This is a genomic window from Cupriavidus oxalaticus (genome assembly GCF_016894385.1).
GTDB classification, from domain to species: Bacteria; Pseudomonadota; Gammaproteobacteria; order Burkholderiales; family Burkholderiaceae; genus Cupriavidus; species Cupriavidus oxalaticus.
Genome location: NZ_CP069811.1, coordinates 2306287 through 2320953 on the forward strand (window position 1 = coordinate 2306287; position 14667 = coordinate 2320953).

The following is a 14667-nucleotide window of genomic DNA, read 5'->3' on the forward strand; positions in this document are numbered from 1 at the left end:
CCTTAGTTGCCCAGGAAAGCCGGCCACACCGGCATCTGCAGGTTAATGCCGTAGACGAAGGCACCGAGGCTGATCAGCACCAGCACTACGCCGTTGAGCAACGCGCCCTTCCAGCTGAATTCATGGCTCGCCATCGACGACACCAGCACCAGCACGAACACCGACAGCACCATGCCGAGCGGCTTGAGCAGCAGGCCGAACAGCACGACCGAACCCAGGATCCACAGCAGGGTCTTCAGGTCCCAGCGGGCAAGGTGGTCTTCCTCGCCCTTGGACGAGAGCGAGCCCAGCAGCACCACCGCGCCCAGCACGGCGAGCACCAGGCCCAGCAGGAAGGGGAAATATCCGGGTCCCATCTTTGCGGCCGTTCCCATGGAATAGCCGCGTGCGACCCAGGAAAAGCCCAGACCGACCAGAATGAACATCAGGCCGGAGGCAAAGTCCTTTTGGCTGCGTATGCGCAAAACGATTCTCCTCAAAGTTCATGAAATGCAGGGCCGGGACGTGCGCAGGCTCTGGCGCAGCGCGGCATGCCAAAGGGCATGCTCCCCGACGGTTGGATCGAACCTTAAAGAGGTGATCTTTCAGAGGCCTTTCATTTGTCTTGGTTTAGGGGTATTTACCGATGTGCCTTGAAATAAGGGAGTTTTTGATGACCCAGCGCCTAATACATCATGATGTGATGTATTTTTTCGCATTGCTGCCGGCATGGGAAATGGTGGTTGCGCAGGCGGCATGAAGGCGCTGGCCTGGCGAATAAGACGGCGCGCGCTTGCATCAGGGCAAGGCGCGGCCGTCAAGACGCGCTTGTGTGTGCCAGCGCGTGTGCTGGGAGGGAGTGCCAGCGGTGACAGGATTGCAGGTTGATCTTTCGAATGGCTTTCAGGTTTGGGGTATCGGGGGTTTTTTTGCGCTGACGCCGTGGTGCGCTACCGTGGCGTGGAATTGATGCAATGGTTGAACGAGCCCAGAGCTGTGGGTGGCCCCTGCTGCAGGCGGCGTGGTAGAAACGCCTATGGCTGCGCTGCGCGCGGGTCGGAAGCATTGCCGATTGTGTGCTCCCTCTCCCGCAAGCGGGCGAGGGGAGCCAACAGGCGGGCTGGGACAGGCCGAGGGTTCATCGTCGATAGCGCCCCGCCAAGCGAGCGCAGCGACGCGCCCGCCCCCCGGCGCAACGTCCGCTGCATGATCTCCCCAGTCGCGGTAAGCTTGCACTTTCGCCGACGGCCGCCGCCGCGGCCTTGCCCTTCGCCCATCGAACGCCATCAAGGAGAACACGCATGTACCAGGATCTCGCCCTCTATATCGACGGTGAATTCATCAAGGGAGGCGACAGGCGCGAGCAGGACGTCATCAACCCGGCCACCGAGGAAGTGCTGGGCAAGCTGCCGCACGCGACCCGCGCCGACCTGGACCGCGCGCTCGCCGCTGCGCAGCGCGCATTCGAGACCTGGAAGAAGTCCTCGCCGCTGGAGCGCGGCAAGATCCTGCGCCGCGTGGGCGAGCTGGCCCGCGAGCGCGCCAGGGATATCGGCCGCAATATCACGCTGGACCAGGGCAAGCCGCTGGCCGAAGCCATCGGCGAGATCATGGTCTGCGCCGAGCATGCCGACTGGCACGCCGAGGAATGCCGCCGCATCTACGGCCGTGTGATCCCGCCGCGCCAGCCCAATGTGCGCCAGATCGTGGTGCGCGAGCCCATCGGCGTCTGCGCCGCATTCACGCCGTGGAACTTTCCGTTCAACCAGGCGATCCGCAAGATCGTCGCTGCGGTGGGCGCGGGCTGCACGCTGATCCTGAAGGGTCCGGAGGACTCGCCCAGTGCGGTGGTGGCGCTGGCCCAGCTGTTCCATGATGCCGGCCTGCCCCCTGGGGTGCTGAACATCGTCTGGGGCGTGCCCAGCGAAGTCTCGACCTACCTGATCGAATCGCCGATCGTGCGCAAGATCTCGTTTACCGGCTCGGTGCCGGTGGGCAAGCAGCTGGCCGCGCTGGCCGGCGCGCACATGAAGCGCGTGACCATGGAGCTGGGCGGCCATTCGCCGGTGCTGGTGTTCGACGACGCCGACATCGAGCCCGCCGCCGAGATGCTGGCGCGCTTCAAGCTGCGCAATGCCGGTCAGGTGTGCGTGTCGCCGACGCGCTTCTACGTCCAGGAAAAGGCCTACGACAAGTTCCTGGCGCGCTTTACCGAGGTGATCGGCTCGATCAAGGTCGGCAACGGCCTGGACGACGGTACCCAGATGGGTCCGCTGGCGCATGAGCGCCGCGTGCTGTCGATGGAGCAGTTCCTGGACGATGCCAGCCAGCGCGGCGGCAAGGTGGTGGCCGGCGGCTCGCGCATCAGCGCCCTCGGCAACGACAAGGGCTACTTCTTCGCGCCGACCGTGGTGACCGACCTGCCCGACGATTCGCGCCTGATGACCGACGAGCCGTTCGGCCCGGTGGCACCGGTCACGCGCTTCAAGGACACGGCCGAAGTGCTGCGCCGCGCCAACAGCCTGCCCTTCGGCCTGGCCTCGTATGTGTTCACCAACTCGCTGAAGACCGCCACGGAAGTTTCCAACGGGCTGGAAGCGGGCATGGTCAACATCAACCACTTCGGCATGGCGCTGGCCGAGACGCCGTTCGGCGGCATCAAGGACTCGGGCATCGGCAGCGAGGGGGGCCTGGAGACGTTCGATGGCTACCTGGTGACCAAGTTCATCACCCAGGTCTGAACGTCCAGGCCTGAACGTCCTGCAGGCACAAGGCGGACTGCCGCCGGCTCCCTCCCGGTGCCGGCGGCGCCTCCCCGTCAGCGGAAGAAGCTGCCGCGCGTCAGGAACGTATAGTTCGCTTCTTCCGCCATCAGCCAGACCAGCACCAGCAGGCACAGCGGCGGCACCAGGATGGCGCAGATCAGCGCCATGCGCTCCCATGCCATATGCATGAACACCGCCACGATCAGCCCCGCCTTCAGGAACATGAACACCAGGATCAGCGTCCAGCGCAGGTAGCCGGCGATATGGAAATAGTCGACCAGGTAGGACAGCGTCGACAGCACGAACAGCAGCGCCCAGATCTTCAGGTACAGCCCGATGGGATGCTGCTGGCCGGTGTGCGCGCCGGCATGGCCGGGCTCGTGCCCGGAAGGCTGCTCAGGCGCTGCCGGGGCTGTGGGGGTTGCGGGAGTCGATGCCATGGCCGCCCTCACCAGAGATAGAAGAACGCAAAGATAAACACCCAGACCAGGTCAACGAAGTGCCAGTACAGGCCGGCGATCTCGACGATCTGGTAATTGCCGGTGGCTTCGTAGCGCCCGCGCAGCACGCGCACGGCCACTACCAGCAGGTAGATGACGCCGCACGACACGTGCAGCCCGTGGAAGCCGGTGATCATGAAGAAGGTCGAGCCGAACTGCGCCGCGCCCATCGGGTTGCCCCACGGGCGCACGCCCTCTTCGACGATCAGCTTGGTCCATTCGAAAGCCTGCATGCCGACGAACAGCGCCCCGAACAGCGCCGTCACCAGCATCAGCGTGGCGCACTGGCGGCGCTGGCGCCGGTACGCGAAATTGACCGCCATGGCCATGGTGCCGCTGCTGGTGATCAGCACGAAGGTCATGATGGCGATCAGCAGCAGCGGGATGTCGGCGCCGCCCACGTGCAGTGCGAACACTTCGCTGGGGTTGGGCCAAGGCACCGTGGTCGACATCCGCACCGTCATGTAGCCGGTCAGGAAGCAGCTGAAGACGAAGGTATCGGACAGCAGGAAGATCCACATCATGGCCTTGCCCCACGACACCTTGAAGGCCTGCTGGTCCGATGACCAGTCGGCCAGCATGCCGCGCAGCCCGCCCGGCGGCGGTGCCACGGGCGGCGTGGCCGAGGGTGAAGACAGTTGCGTTGACATGCCGCTCTCCTCCTCTTCCGCGTGCGCAGGGCCCTAGGCCGTGCCGCAGAGATAGCGCACCAGCTCGGGCGTGAGCCAGCCCAGCGCGGCCAGCAATACCGCCCACACGGCGAGCAGGAAATGCCAGTAGCGCGCGCACAGCCGCATGCGCAGCGCGGCGCTGCCGCCGCTGCCGCGCGCTGCCACCGCGAAACCCCACCCGGCCAGGCCACCCAGCACATGCAGGCCATGCATGGCGGTCAGCAGGTAGAAGAAGCTGCCTGCCGGATTGCCGGCCGGCATCACCTGCATCGCGCCCAGCGCCTGCCAGGCCCACAGCTGCGAGACCACGAAGGCGGCGGCGCCCAGGCCGCCGAGGCGCAGCGCCAGCCGCGCCGCGCCCATGCGGCCGCGCCGCGCCGCGCGCGACGCCACCTCCATCGCCGCACTGCCCGCGGCCAGCAGTGCCGTGGACAGCCACACCTGCCACGGCAGCGCGATGCGGTGCCAGTCCGGGCTGTCCATGCGCAGCGCATAAGCGGTCAGGAACAGCGCAAACAGCGATGTCACCACGCCCATGAACACCCACAGGCCGATGCTTGCCGGCGCGCGGCGCTGCGGGTGGCGGTGCGCGGCATTCTCGCCGGAGGGATTGCCACCGAAGTCGTCGCGGCTGACCTTGTAGACGGCGTCGGCGTTCATGCTATGGCTCCGCGGCTGGCGTGGGGTTCAGGCTCCGATCCGCCTTCTTCGGGCGGCGCGTTCTGCGCGATGAAGTCCTCGCGCGCGCCCGGCACGCTGTAGGCGTAGGCCCAGCGGTACACCACCGGCAGGTGCGGGCCCCAGTTGCCGTGCACGGGCGGCGTCTGCGGTGTCTGCCATTCCAGCGAGGCCGCGCGCCACGGGTTGCCGTCGGTCTTCTGGCCCCGGCGCAGGCTCCACACCAGGTTATAGACAAAGAGCAGCTGCGCCGTGGCAACCACGAAGGCAGCCACCGAGATGTACATGTTCATCACGTGCGCGGATTCCGGGATGAAGGCGTAGTTCTCCCATGCGTAGTAGCGGCGCGGCATGCCCAGCACGCCAAGGTAGTGCATCGGGAAGAAGATCGCGTAGGTGCCGATGAAGGTGATCCAGAAATGCACGCGGCCCATGGTGTCGTTGAGCATGCGCCCCGTGACCTTGGGATACCAGTGGTAGATGCCGCCGAACACCACCAGGATCGGCGACACGCCCATCACCATGTGGAAGTGCGCCACCACGAAATACGTGTTCGACAGCGGGATATCCACGCTGACATTGCCCAGGAACAGCCCGGTCAGTCCGCCGATGACAAAGGTGCTGATAAACGCGATCGCGAACAGCATCGGCACCGAGAAATGGATGTCGCCGCGCCACAGCGTGATGACCCAGTTGTAGACCTTGATCGCCGTGGGCACGGCGATGACCAGCGTGGTGGTGGCAAAGAAGAAGCCGAAGTAGGGATTCATGCCGCTGACGAACATATGGTGCGCCCACACCACCACCGACAGCACGCCGATCGCCAGGATCGCCCACACCATGGTGCGATAGCCGAAGATGCTCTTGCGTGCGTGCACGCTGACCAGGTCGGAGACGATGCCGAAGGCCGGCAGCGCGACGATATACACCTCGGGGTGGCCGAAGAACCAGAACAGGTGCTGGAACAGCAGCGGGCTGCCGCCCTTGTAGTCGAGCTGCTGGCCCATCGACACCATCGCCGGCATGAAGAAGCTGGTGCCCAGGGTCTTGTCCAGCAGCATCATCACCGCCGATACGAACAGCGCGGGGAATGCCAGCAGCGCAAGGATGGTGGCCATGAAGATGCCCCACACCGACAGCGGCATGCGCAGCAGCGTCATGCCCTCGGTGCGTGCCTGCAGCACCGTGGTGACGTAGTTCAGGCCACCCATCGTCGCCGCGACGATAAAGATCGCCAGCGACACCAGCATCAGGATGATGCCCCAGTCATGCCCCGGGGTGCCGGGCAGGATGGCCTGCGGCGGATACAGCGTCCAGCCCGCGCCGGTAGGCCCGCCCGGCACGAAGAAGCTGGCCAGCAGCACGATCACCGACAGCAGGTAGACCCAGAAGCTGAGCATGTTGAGGAACGGGAACACCATGTCGCGCGCGCCCACCATCAAGGGGATCAGGTAGTTGCCGAAGCCGCCCAGGAACAGCGCCGTCAGCAGGTAGATCACCATGATCATGCCGTGCATGGTGACGAACTGGTAATAACGGTTGACGTCGATAAACTCGAAGCGCCCCGGGAAACCCAGCTGCATCCGCATCAGGTTGGACAACGCCACGCCCACCAGCCCGACCACGATCGCCACGATGGTGTATTGCACGGCGATCACCTTGTGGTCCTGGCTCCAGACGTAGCGGGTCCAGAAGCTCTGCGGCGCGTGATGGGCGGCATCGTCGGCGTAAGCCATGCGGGTCTCCTCACTTGCGCGGCGGCGCGGGTGCCGCGTCAGGCGGCACGGCCACTGCAGTCGATGTCGAGTAGGTGCCGGAGGCAGCGCCCGGCGCCGGCGCGGGTGCCGCCGTGCCCGCCGCGGCGGTGGTGGCCGCGCTGGTGGCGGCAGCGGGCGCGCCCGGCGCCACGGCTTCCGGCGCGGCAGCGCCGGTCCCCGCCGACTTGATATACGCAATCAGCGCCGCAACCTCGTCTTCGCTCATCGGCAGCCTGGGCATGACCGGACCGAAGCCCTTCACCAGGCGCGCGTGCGGATCCATGATCTCCTTGTGCAGGAAGGCGTCGTCGACCGCCGCGCTGCTGCCGTCGGCAAAGGTTTCGGTCTTGCCGTACAGGCCCTTCCACGTCGGGCCCACGCTCGGGTTGCCGTCGATGCTGTGGCACGCGGTGCAGCCCTTGCTTTGCGCCAGCGCGCGGCCCTTTTCCACCATGCCGGCGTCGCCGGCGGCAGCCGGCGCTGCGGCCGCCATAGCCGCCGGCGGTGCCGCCGCCTTCGCCAGCGCCATGGCAAAGGTCTGCTGTTTCGCCAGCCAGGCTTCATACGCGGCGGGTTCGTCCACCACCACGATGCCGCGCATGTTGTAGTGCCCCACGCCGCACAGCTGCGCGCACAGGATTTCAAAGCGCCCCGTTTGCGTCGGCGTGAACCAGAACGACGTCACCATGCCCGGCACCATGTTCATGCGCGCGCGGAACTGCGGCACGTAGAAATCATGCAGCACGTCCTTGGAGCGCAGCAGCACTTTCACCGGCTTGTTCAGCGGCAGGTGTACCTCGGGACCCACGATGACGATGTTGTCCTGTCCGCGCGGGTCGTCCGGGTCAAGGCCGAGTGGATTGGAACCGGTGATGAAGCGCGGGTCGGAGGCACCCAGCTCGCCGCTCTTGCCGGGAAAACGGAACGCCCACGACCATTGCTGGCCAACCACCTCCAGCACCATCGCCTCGCGCGGCGGGCGCACGTAGTCGGCGTAGACGAACAGGCCCGGCGCCAGCAACGCCACCACGCCAATGGTGGTGCCGCCGATCAGCCACCATTCGAGCTTGCGGTTTTCCGGCTGGTAAGCGGCGCGGTGGCCGGTGCCGCCATTGGGATGCGGCGCATTGTGCCGGTAGCGCCAGATGATATAGCCGACGAAGAGGTTGATGACGACAAAAAAGAATCCGGTGATGACGAGGGTAATGGTCAGCGTGTCGTCCATCTGCTTCCAGTTGGACGCCAGCGGGGTCGCCCACCACGGGCTCAGGAAATGGAAGAGCACCGAAGCGACGACGATGACGACGAGTGCAATGGCCAACGCCATAACCACCCTCCTCCTCGCGCGCGGCGAGGGATGCGGAAGTCACGCAGGGTTAGATAAGACTAGTGCATGCCGTCAGGTCACTGCAAGGCGACATGGCGCGCTAATGCGTGCCGCAATGCACAAGCGATCCGCCAAGAAAAAGCGGCGGCAGGAACCCTTCGGTTCCATGCCGCCGCCGTGGTCGCGCGCGGACCCGCGTAGTGGCCAAAGCGCGCTGGAAACGTGCATGCGTCTTGCCGTGCCGTTCGGGCACGATCCCCGGGTTAAAAATGTTTCGATGCGGCCGCTGAGTACTGCGGCTAAGTGCGTCGTCGCCTCAGTGCGACACGTCCTTGCTTTCCAGCTTCCAGTAGCACGCCGCCGCGGTCACGCCGAAGATCAGGTGGCCGACGAACGTATGCCAGCCACGCACCTCGACAAACCACGGGAACGCGCGCGTCATCACATAGAAATTGAAGAAGTAGACGACCAGCCCGAACACGGCGCCGGCCAGCATCGCCATGCCGAGGCTCGAGTCCAGCGTGAACGGCGCGATGATCGCTGCCAGGATCATGCCCAGCACCGCGCCCAGCACGAAATGGATCACCAGTGCCGCTGCCACGGTGCCGACGCTGAACAGCGACGTCTGCAGCTCGTCCGGGCCCATCACGATCGCCGCGATCATGCGCGTGGCCACCCACGGATTGATGCCCGACACCATCGACGACCAGAACAGTTCCAGCACCAGCAGCAGCGCGCCCGCGGCCAGCCCCGACACCGCTGCCGCGGTCCAGTCCGGCAGGCGCCGCACGTAATGGTGCGATCGCATGTGAAGTTCCATAGCCACCTCCGTCTCTCTCTCTCGAATCGGCGGGGCTTCGACATGGATGGGATCGGCCCCGCGTCTCTGATCAGCATAGGACACGCGCTTGCCATGAGGCCGCCGGCATGGCGAAAAACACGTCCGTTGCGTGCGTGGCGCAACGCCTGCAGTGCGGGATGTGCCGGTGCCGATACCCGCGGCGCCGGCCTGCTGTGCGCGCTACGGGACAATCCCGATGCGCGCTGGCTTGCGCGCCGCACACACTGCCTATACTGGAATCACAAAAGAGAGACAGGAGACCGCCATGCACTTCACCGCGCATGATCTTGTATTCCTGATTCCGATGGCGCTGGTAGGCGTGATCGCCATGGGCTCGATCCCGGTGACCGCCAAGTACCTGCGTATCAGTTGCCGGACCATTGGAGCGCTGATCGGCGCGCTGGTCGCGGTGCTGGTGCTGGAAGCGCTGCCGATGCTGATCTGAGTCCGGCCCTGAGCCCAGTCACACAGGCCGGACCAGGCGTTTCGCTGCATCCGCGAGAGGGAGGGCCGCCATGTCGATCGGCCTGCTTGCCGCCATCATGGCGGCGCTGCTGCTTGTCACCGTTCTGCTGGCGCTCTGGCGCTGCAGCCACCCATACCGGATGCGCTACCGGCGCTGCGCCGCGCACACACCGCAGCGCGCCGGACTGTGCCGGCCGCCATCGCGGCCGCATGGCTAGTGCAGCATATCGGCGCTGCAAAGCGCCGCTTGCATTACAGCTCGATCATCGCAAACTCGCCCTTGCCGACGTCGCATTCCGGGCAGCGCCAGTCGTCGGGGATGTCTTCCCAGCGCGTGCCGGGGGCGATGCCGTCTTCGGGCCAGCCTTGTTCCTCGTCGTACACCCAGCCACAGATCACGCACACCCAGGTCTTGTAGGCGACGGCGGCTTCCAGTTGATCCTGCTGCAAAACACACTCCTGATTCGGTCGTAACGGATTGTCCGGGCCGAATCATACCGTCTTTTGCCGGCGGCACCGTGACGGGCGCCGCCGGCCATCGGGCTACTGGCGGATCGAGAAGTCCACCCGGTTCGGCGCCCCCTTGTCCTTGATGCCCTCGGCGGTGAGCCTGGGCGCGGTCAGGAACAGCCGGCTCTCCGGCACCTTGCCTTCGCGCTCCAGCGACTGCTTGACCACCAGCGCGCGCTGCTCGGCAAGCCGCCTCAGGTCCGCCTCCGAGACAGTGGCGTTGGCCATCAGCAGCTTCTCCATTTCCTCAGGGGGCAGGGACTTGGCAAAGCCGACGAAATTGCGCGGCTTCTTCATCGAGGTGCGCTTGTAGACCTCTTCCAGGTACTTCGGGTACTCCTGCTTCGACACCTTGATCTCGGCGCCCTGCTCGCCCGACTCGTCATCGCCGGCCTCGGTGCCGGCCTGCGCGCTGTTGCGCAGGTCGCGCCGCTTCTGCTCGGCCACGCGCGCATCCAGCCACGTGCGGCGCGCGCCGGCCTCGTCGGTCGCCGGGTCGATGCGGCCGCTGATTTCCAGCCGCAGCGAAGGCCGGTCGTTCAGTGCCTGGCCGAGCTTGCCGATCTTGTCCTTCGCCGCCGGCGTCAGCGTCGACGTGCCGGGTGCGAACTCGACATAGCCGAGTTCCTCGCCGCTGCCGCCGAAGGCCGAGGCGATCAGCGAGAACGGCGAAGTGATCGCCTTGGTCAGCAGGTTGACGATCACGCGCACGATCACGCCGCCGATGCTGAACTCCGGGTCCGACAGCGAGCCGGAGACGGGCAGGTTCACGTCGATCACGCCGTTGCGGTCCTTCAGCAGCGACACCGCCAGCAGCACCGGCAGCTTGGTGGCGTCCGGGCTGTCGACGCGCTCGCCGAAGGTGAGCTGGTCGAGGAACAGGTGGTTGCGCGCGTCCAGCTTGCCGTTCTCGATCTTGTAGGCGACGTCGACGGTCAGCTTGCCCTTGGTGATCGGGTAGCCGGCGTACTTGGCGGCGTACGGCGTCAGCCGCGTCAGCTCGACCCCCGAAGCCTTGGCGGCAATGTCCAGGAACAACTGCTCGCCCAGCGGGTTGATCTTGCCGCTGATGGTGACCGGCGCGTCGTCGTCGATGCGGCCGTCGAGCACCAGGTCGGCCGGCGCGGGATCGCCCGACGACACCTTGGACACCGAGCCTTTCATGCCGGTCAGGTTGGCCGTGTAGTTCGGCTTGACGAAGAAGTCCGAGAAATTGATGTTGCCCTGGCTCACCGACACGCCACCGATGCGGATCTGCGGCTTGGGCCCGCCCGGCTTCTGCTCGACCTGCGCGGTGCGCGTGTCGCCGGCCTGCACCGGCGGCGCTGCCGGCGCCGAGGCCGGGCTGGCCTGCGTCAGGCTGGTGGACGGCGCCGCCTCGCCCCTGGCCGCGCCGCCGGCCATCACGTCCTGCAGGTTCAGGCGGCCATTGGCGTTCAGGATCACGCGCGCGTAGAAATCGGACAGCGCGATATTGCCCAGGCTGACACGCATCGGCCCCTTGCTCTCGTCCATCGCGAAGTCGATGCCCGACAGCGCGAGCGAGCGCCAGCGCAGGAAATCCTCGCCGCTGACGCGGTCGACCGTGCGCACGTTGCCGGCCAGCACGTTGCCGGCAAAGTGCGCGGCGATCGGCTTGCCGGTGGGGGCATCGACGTCGAGCTTGCCCTTGACGGTCAGCGTGCCGCTGCGCAGCGCCGCGTTGAGGCGGTCGGCCAGGTACGGCTGCAGCGGCCCGATTTCGACCTGGCGCAGGTCCAGCTGCAGGCGGCTCGCCGGCATGGCGGGCAAGACGGTGCCGTCGATGCCGATCACGCCGCGGCGGCCGGATTCGGCATGCAGCTTCACCGGCACCGCCGCCGGCGTCAGCGGCCAGGCAATGGCGCCGGTGCTGAGCGCGATATTACGGAACTGGTGCACCACGGGGCGGCCGCGGTTGGCCTCGGCCGGCTGGTAGTCGGCCACGCGTGCGCTGCCGCCGTCGATGGCGATCTTGCCGATCCTGGCTTGCCAGACACCTGCGGCAACATTGCCGTTCTTGCCGTTCTTGCCGTTCTTGCCATTGGTGCCATGGGCGGCGTTCGCTGCGGCGGCCGGTGCCTTGCGCGGGGTGGCGCGAGCCTGCTGTGCCGATTCGCTGGCCCACAGCCGCGCCATTTCGATCAGCTCGCCACGATGGTCGCGCGTGGTCGCGATCTGCGGCTGCGCCAGCGTCACCTGGCTGGTCGCGAAGGTCTGGCGAGCGAGATCGAGCTGGATATCGTCGAGCACCAGCTTCTCGGCACGCAGCAGCGGCAGGTTGGCGCCTGCACGGTCGGCCTCGGCGCGCTCGCGCGCACGGCGGCTGGCGCGCTGCGGAGCCTGTGTCGACGCGTCCTTCCCAGTGCCGGCCGTGGCGGCGGGCGCGGCCGGCATCACTACCGGATCGCGCGTGGCGACATAGAGCGGCGCCAGTTCCACCCGGGACTTTTCCAGCACGAACTGGAACTGCGGGGCGGCCCACGACATGCGGTAGTGCAGCTCGGCATTGACCGCGGTCTCGCCGAACTGGCTGCGCAGCTCGCGCGGCCACCATGCGGCGAACCCCTGCGGCCGCAGTCCCGTGGTCTCGAGCGTGCCGGCCAGCGTGCCGTCGCGCAGCAGCAGGTCGCCGGTATGGTGCAGGGTCTGGCCGTCGGCCACGGTCAGGGTGGCATCGATATGCGCCGGCTTGTCGCCCTCGGTGCCGGCAAAGCCCTTGACCTCGGCGTCAAGCGGGCCGAGCGCCAGCTTGCCCGGGCCCGACGGCGCCAGCGCATCCTCAAACCCGAAGTTGGCCTGCTTCACCACGATGCGGTCGACCGCATAGCGCCAGGGCTGCTCCCTGGGCGCGGAGCCGGCCGGCGCGGCTTGTGCGGAAGGCGCGGACGAATGCGCGGACGAAGGCGCGGAAGAAGGCGGGGAAGAAGGCGCGGCGGGCGCAGACGCGGCCGGAGCCGGGGCCGGAGCTGGCGCCACCCCGTCGGTCGACTTGCTTGCCGCCTGCGGCAGGAACGCCGTCGCCAGGTTCAGCGTGCCGTCGGCGCGCCGCACGGCCTGCACCCCCAGCCCTTCGATTTCCACGCTGCGCAGCTGGGCCCGGTGCGCCAGCGGCTCGATGCGGGCGATGTCCAGCGCCAGCCGGCCGCTCTTCAGCAGCGGCTGGCCCGCGCGCGTGCGGATATCGGCATCGCGCAGCACGGCGGAGCCCATCAGCAGTATTTCCTGCGTGTCCTTCTGCTGGCGGAACGCCACCGTCAGGCGCGTATCGAGCTTGCCGGACTTGACCTCGGCGTCCCGCAGCAGCGGCGCGAAGGCCATGAAGCGCGTCACGTCGAGCCCGTCGAGGTTGACATTGAGCCGGGTCTGGCGCGAATCGGCGAAGGGCAGCACCTCACCGTCGAGCGCCAGCGGCGTGCCGTTGACCTGCGCGCTGAGCGTCGGCCGCGTCACAATCTCGACATCATGCGGCAGGTTGGACAGGAACGGCAGCGTCAGCGTCAGGTGGTCGACGCGCAGACTGGTGTCGAGCAGCTTGTCGTCATAGCTGATGCTGCTGCCGGTCACGGCAATATTGTTGACGGAAAAGCGCGCCGGCTTGGCATCGGCCGGCTTGGGCGGCAGTGCCGCGAACTTCTCCTGGACATCCGCAATGCTCATGCGGCCGTCGGCGCCGCGCGCCACGCGCACGGCAAGGCGGTCGACGTGAAGGTTGTCCACCACCGGGGCCAGGTGCCACAGCGATGCCAGCGAAGTATTGGCCTCGGCCTCGCCCAGGGTCAGCGCAGGCGTCTTGCCGTCGCGCTCGTAGATCGTCAGGTCAGACAGCGTGGCGGCCAGCTCGAACGGCCGCACATGCGCCTTGCCCAGCGTGACCTTGCGCCCGAGCGCTTCGGTCGCGTTCTTTTCGATCAGGTATTTGAGCAGCGGCGGTCCGCCAAAATAGCCCGCCAGCCCGAACACCGCGAGCGCGGCAACCACGCCGCCGGCAATGCGGGTCGCCAGCCGGCCGCGCGGCGTGGCGGCCGCTGTCTGAATGGATTGCTTGAATTCCATGTCGTCCCAGGAGATCTGACCCCATACTCCGGCATTACACGCTTCTTTGTGCCCCGGATTTCACTTTTTTGCCGACATTATGGCAACGGTTTCGGACAAAGCAAAGACATCGGGATTGCGCAGTCAACACCAAAAATGCCGATCTGGCATCTTTATGGCCTTTGCGAAGCGTTTTGCCGCGAGCCTGCGGGTTATCCGCCACATCGCGATCCGGCAATCGCCGGGTCGCGAATCGGCATTTGAGCCGCGCGTTTGCCGCCGCTACTATCAGTTCAAGTGGTATGGAAAACACAGCGCACGCAACGCGAACCCATTCATGACAGCACAGATCACGATGACCTTGGAACGGGGCCTTCATGTGCTTCGTGCCTTCCGTGCCGAGCGTACGACGCTCACAAACAGCGAGATCGTCAAGCGTACCGGTCTGCCAAAAGCGACGGTGTCGCGGCTGACCACCACCCTGATCGCGCTGGGCTTCCTGCGCCGCGTTGCCGGCAGCACGCAGTTCGAGCTGGCCCCGGCTTCTCTCCACATCGGGGACACCTACCTGGAAACCAACCCGGTCACCGATCGCGTGCATCCCTTCCTGCAGGAACTGGCGAACCAGCTCAATGTGTCGGTTGCCCTTGCCGTGCCCGATCAGCTCGACATGCTCTATATCGCGCATCGAACCAGTTCGCGCATTGCGACCCTGCGCCTCGGCGTGGGCTCGCTGCTGCCGATGGGTTGGACGGCAACCGGCCGCGCCTGGCTGTGGGGCTTGCGCCCCGATGCCCGGCATGAATACCTGGAAACCCTCAAGCGCGCGGACGGCGCGCGCATCGCCGAACTCGAACGCGGCATCGCTGCGGCCTTCCAGGACCTGCAGACGCTTGGGGTCTGTACTTCCCTGGGCAAGTATCAGCGCAATGCTTACGGGATTGCCCTGCCTGTCACGGTGGGACGTTCGGCCACACTGATGTCGCTGAGCTGCGGCGCGGTTGAGCTGGAGCCGGACATGGCAGCCATCACAGAACGCCTCGCGCCTGTGCTGAAGGCCGCAGCAGCCGACCTTGTCGAACTGCTGCGGGATATTGATACGCAGATCTGACGCTCAATCC

Annotated in this window: 13 protein-coding genes; 4 read left to right on the plus strand and 9 right to left on the minus strand. The window is 66.4% G+C overall.

The window, feature by feature from the left end; translation table 11 throughout:
* Positions 1-2: 2 nt before the first annotated feature.
* Positions 3-464 carry a tripartite tricarboxylate transporter TctB family protein gene (locus tag JTE92_RS10015; protein WP_063237227.1) on the minus strand — a complete coding sequence of 154 codons (462 nt, stop codon included), beginning with the start codon at positions 462-464 and terminating at the stop codon, positions 3-5.
* An 816-nt stretch (positions 465-1280) separates the two neighbouring features.
* Between JTE92_RS10015 and JTE92_RS10020 the strand changes: the two genes are divergently transcribed.
* Positions 1281-2720, plus strand: coding sequence for an NAD-dependent succinate-semialdehyde dehydrogenase (locus JTE92_RS10020; protein WP_063237228.1), 1440 nt, complete (start codon positions 1281-1283; stop codon positions 2718-2720).
* Between the two features lie 77 nt (positions 2721-2797).
* Here the strand turns inward: JTE92_RS10020 and JTE92_RS10025 are convergent, their stop codons facing one another.
* The 6 genes from JTE92_RS10025 to JTE92_RS10050 form a co-directional block, all read right to left on the minus strand.
* On the minus strand, positions 2798-3184 hold the full coding sequence (locus JTE92_RS10025) for a cytochrome C oxidase subunit IV family protein (RefSeq protein ID WP_063237229.1): 387 nt from the start codon (positions 3182-3184) through the stop codon (positions 2798-2800).
* Between the two features lie 8 nt (positions 3185-3192).
* A complete protein-coding gene (locus JTE92_RS10030) occupies positions 3193-3894 on the minus strand; it encodes a heme-copper oxidase subunit III family protein (protein WP_063237230.1) in 702 nt (233 codons plus the stop codon).
* 33 nt (positions 3895-3927) lie between these two features.
* Positions 3928-4575: a cytochrome c oxidase subunit 3 family protein gene (locus JTE92_RS10035; protein ID WP_063237231.1), complete on the minus strand. Its 648-nt coding sequence runs from the start codon at positions 4573-4575 to the stop codon at positions 3928-3930.
* Positions 4572-6329, minus strand: coding sequence for a cytochrome c oxidase subunit I (ctaD, locus tag JTE92_RS10040; protein ID WP_063237232.1), 1758 nt, complete (start codon positions 6327-6329; stop codon positions 4572-4574). Before ctaD ends, JTE92_RS10035 begins: the two co-directional genes overlap by 4 nt.
* Positions 6330-6339: 10 nt before the next feature.
* Complete coding sequence (locus JTE92_RS10045) at positions 6340-7677, minus strand: cytochrome c oxidase subunit II (protein WP_063237233.1); 1338 nt, start codon at positions 7675-7677, stop codon at positions 6340-6342.
* A 316-nt stretch (positions 7678-7993) separates the two neighbouring features.
* Positions 7994-8497 carry a hypothetical protein gene (locus tag JTE92_RS10050; protein WP_063237234.1) on the minus strand — a complete coding sequence of 168 codons (504 nt, stop codon included), beginning with the start codon at positions 8495-8497 and terminating at the stop codon, positions 7994-7996.
* 286 nt (positions 8498-8783) lie between these two features.
* Here JTE92_RS10050 and JTE92_RS10055 point away from each other — a divergent pair, with 286 nt between their 5' ends.
* Both JTE92_RS10055 and JTE92_RS10060 read left to right on the plus strand, forming a co-directional pair.
* Positions 8784-8963, plus strand: coding sequence for a hypothetical protein (locus JTE92_RS10055; protein ID WP_063237235.1), 180 nt, complete (start codon positions 8784-8786; stop codon positions 8961-8963).
* A 70-nt stretch (positions 8964-9033) separates the two neighbouring features.
* Positions 9034-9201, plus strand: a complete 168-nt coding sequence (locus JTE92_RS10060; RefSeq protein WP_169834797.1) for a hypothetical protein — start codon at positions 9034-9036, stop codon at positions 9199-9201.
* A 34-nt stretch (positions 9202-9235) separates the two neighbouring features.
* On the opposite strand, the gene JTE92_RS10065 is transcribed toward JTE92_RS10060, so the two are convergent.
* Both JTE92_RS10065 and JTE92_RS10070 read right to left on the minus strand, forming a co-directional pair.
* The gene (locus JTE92_RS10065) at positions 9236-9433 is read right to left on the minus strand and encodes a rubredoxin (RefSeq protein WP_029047538.1); all 198 of its coding nucleotides are present in this window, start codon (positions 9431-9433) and stop codon (positions 9236-9238) included.
* Between the two features lie 93 nt (positions 9434-9526).
* On the minus strand, positions 9527-13567 hold the full coding sequence (locus JTE92_RS10070; RefSeq protein WP_063237236.1) for a DUF748 domain-containing protein: 4041 nt from the start codon (positions 13565-13567) through the stop codon (positions 9527-9529).
* A 316-nt stretch (positions 13568-13883) separates the two neighbouring features.
* On the opposite strand from JTE92_RS10070, the gene JTE92_RS10075 reads away from it, so the two are divergent.
* A complete protein-coding gene (locus tag JTE92_RS10075) occupies positions 13884-14657 on the plus strand; it encodes an IclR family transcriptional regulator (protein ID WP_063237344.1) in 774 nt (257 codons plus the stop codon).
* The last annotated feature ends 10 nt before the right edge of the window (positions 14658-14667 follow it).

Coding starts and splice junctions, on each gene's coding strand:
- JTE92_RS10050 (WP_063237234.1), bottom strand. CDS start 8,497: ATGGAACTTCACATGCGATCGCACCATTACGTGCGGCGCCTGCCGGAC.
- JTE92_RS10030 (WP_063237230.1), bottom strand. CDS start 3,894: ATGTCAACGCAACTGTCTTCACCCTCGGCCACGCCGCCCGTGGCACCG.
- ctaD (WP_063237232.1), bottom strand. CDS start 6,329: ATGGCTTACGCCGACGATGCCGCCCATCACGCGCCGCAGAGCTTCTGG.
- JTE92_RS10060 (WP_169834797.1), top strand. CDS start 9,034: ATGTCGATCGGCCTGCTTGCCGCCATCATGGCGGCGCTGCTGCTTGTC.
- JTE92_RS10075 (WP_063237344.1), top strand. CDS start 13,884: ATGACAGCACAGATCACGATGACCTTGGAACGGGGCCTTCATGTGCTT.
- JTE92_RS10055 (WP_063237235.1), top strand. CDS start 8,784: ATGCACTTCACCGCGCATGATCTTGTATTCCTGATTCCGATGGCGCTG.
- JTE92_RS10025 (WP_063237229.1), bottom strand. CDS start 3,184: ATGGCATCGACTCCCGCAACCCCCACAGCCCCGGCAGCGCCTGAGCAG.
- JTE92_RS10035 (WP_063237231.1), bottom strand. CDS start 4,575: ATGAACGCCGACGCCGTCTACAAGGTCAGCCGCGACGACTTCGGTGGC.
- JTE92_RS10020 (WP_063237228.1), top strand. CDS start 1,281: ATGTACCAGGATCTCGCCCTCTATATCGACGGTGAATTCATCAAGGGA.
- JTE92_RS10045 (WP_063237233.1), bottom strand. CDS start 7,677: ATGGCGTTGGCCATTGCACTCGTCGTCATCGTCGTCGCTTCGGTGCTC.
- JTE92_RS10070 (WP_063237236.1), bottom strand. CDS start 13,567: ATGGAATTCAAGCAATCCATTCAGACAGCGGCCGCCACGCCGCGCGGC.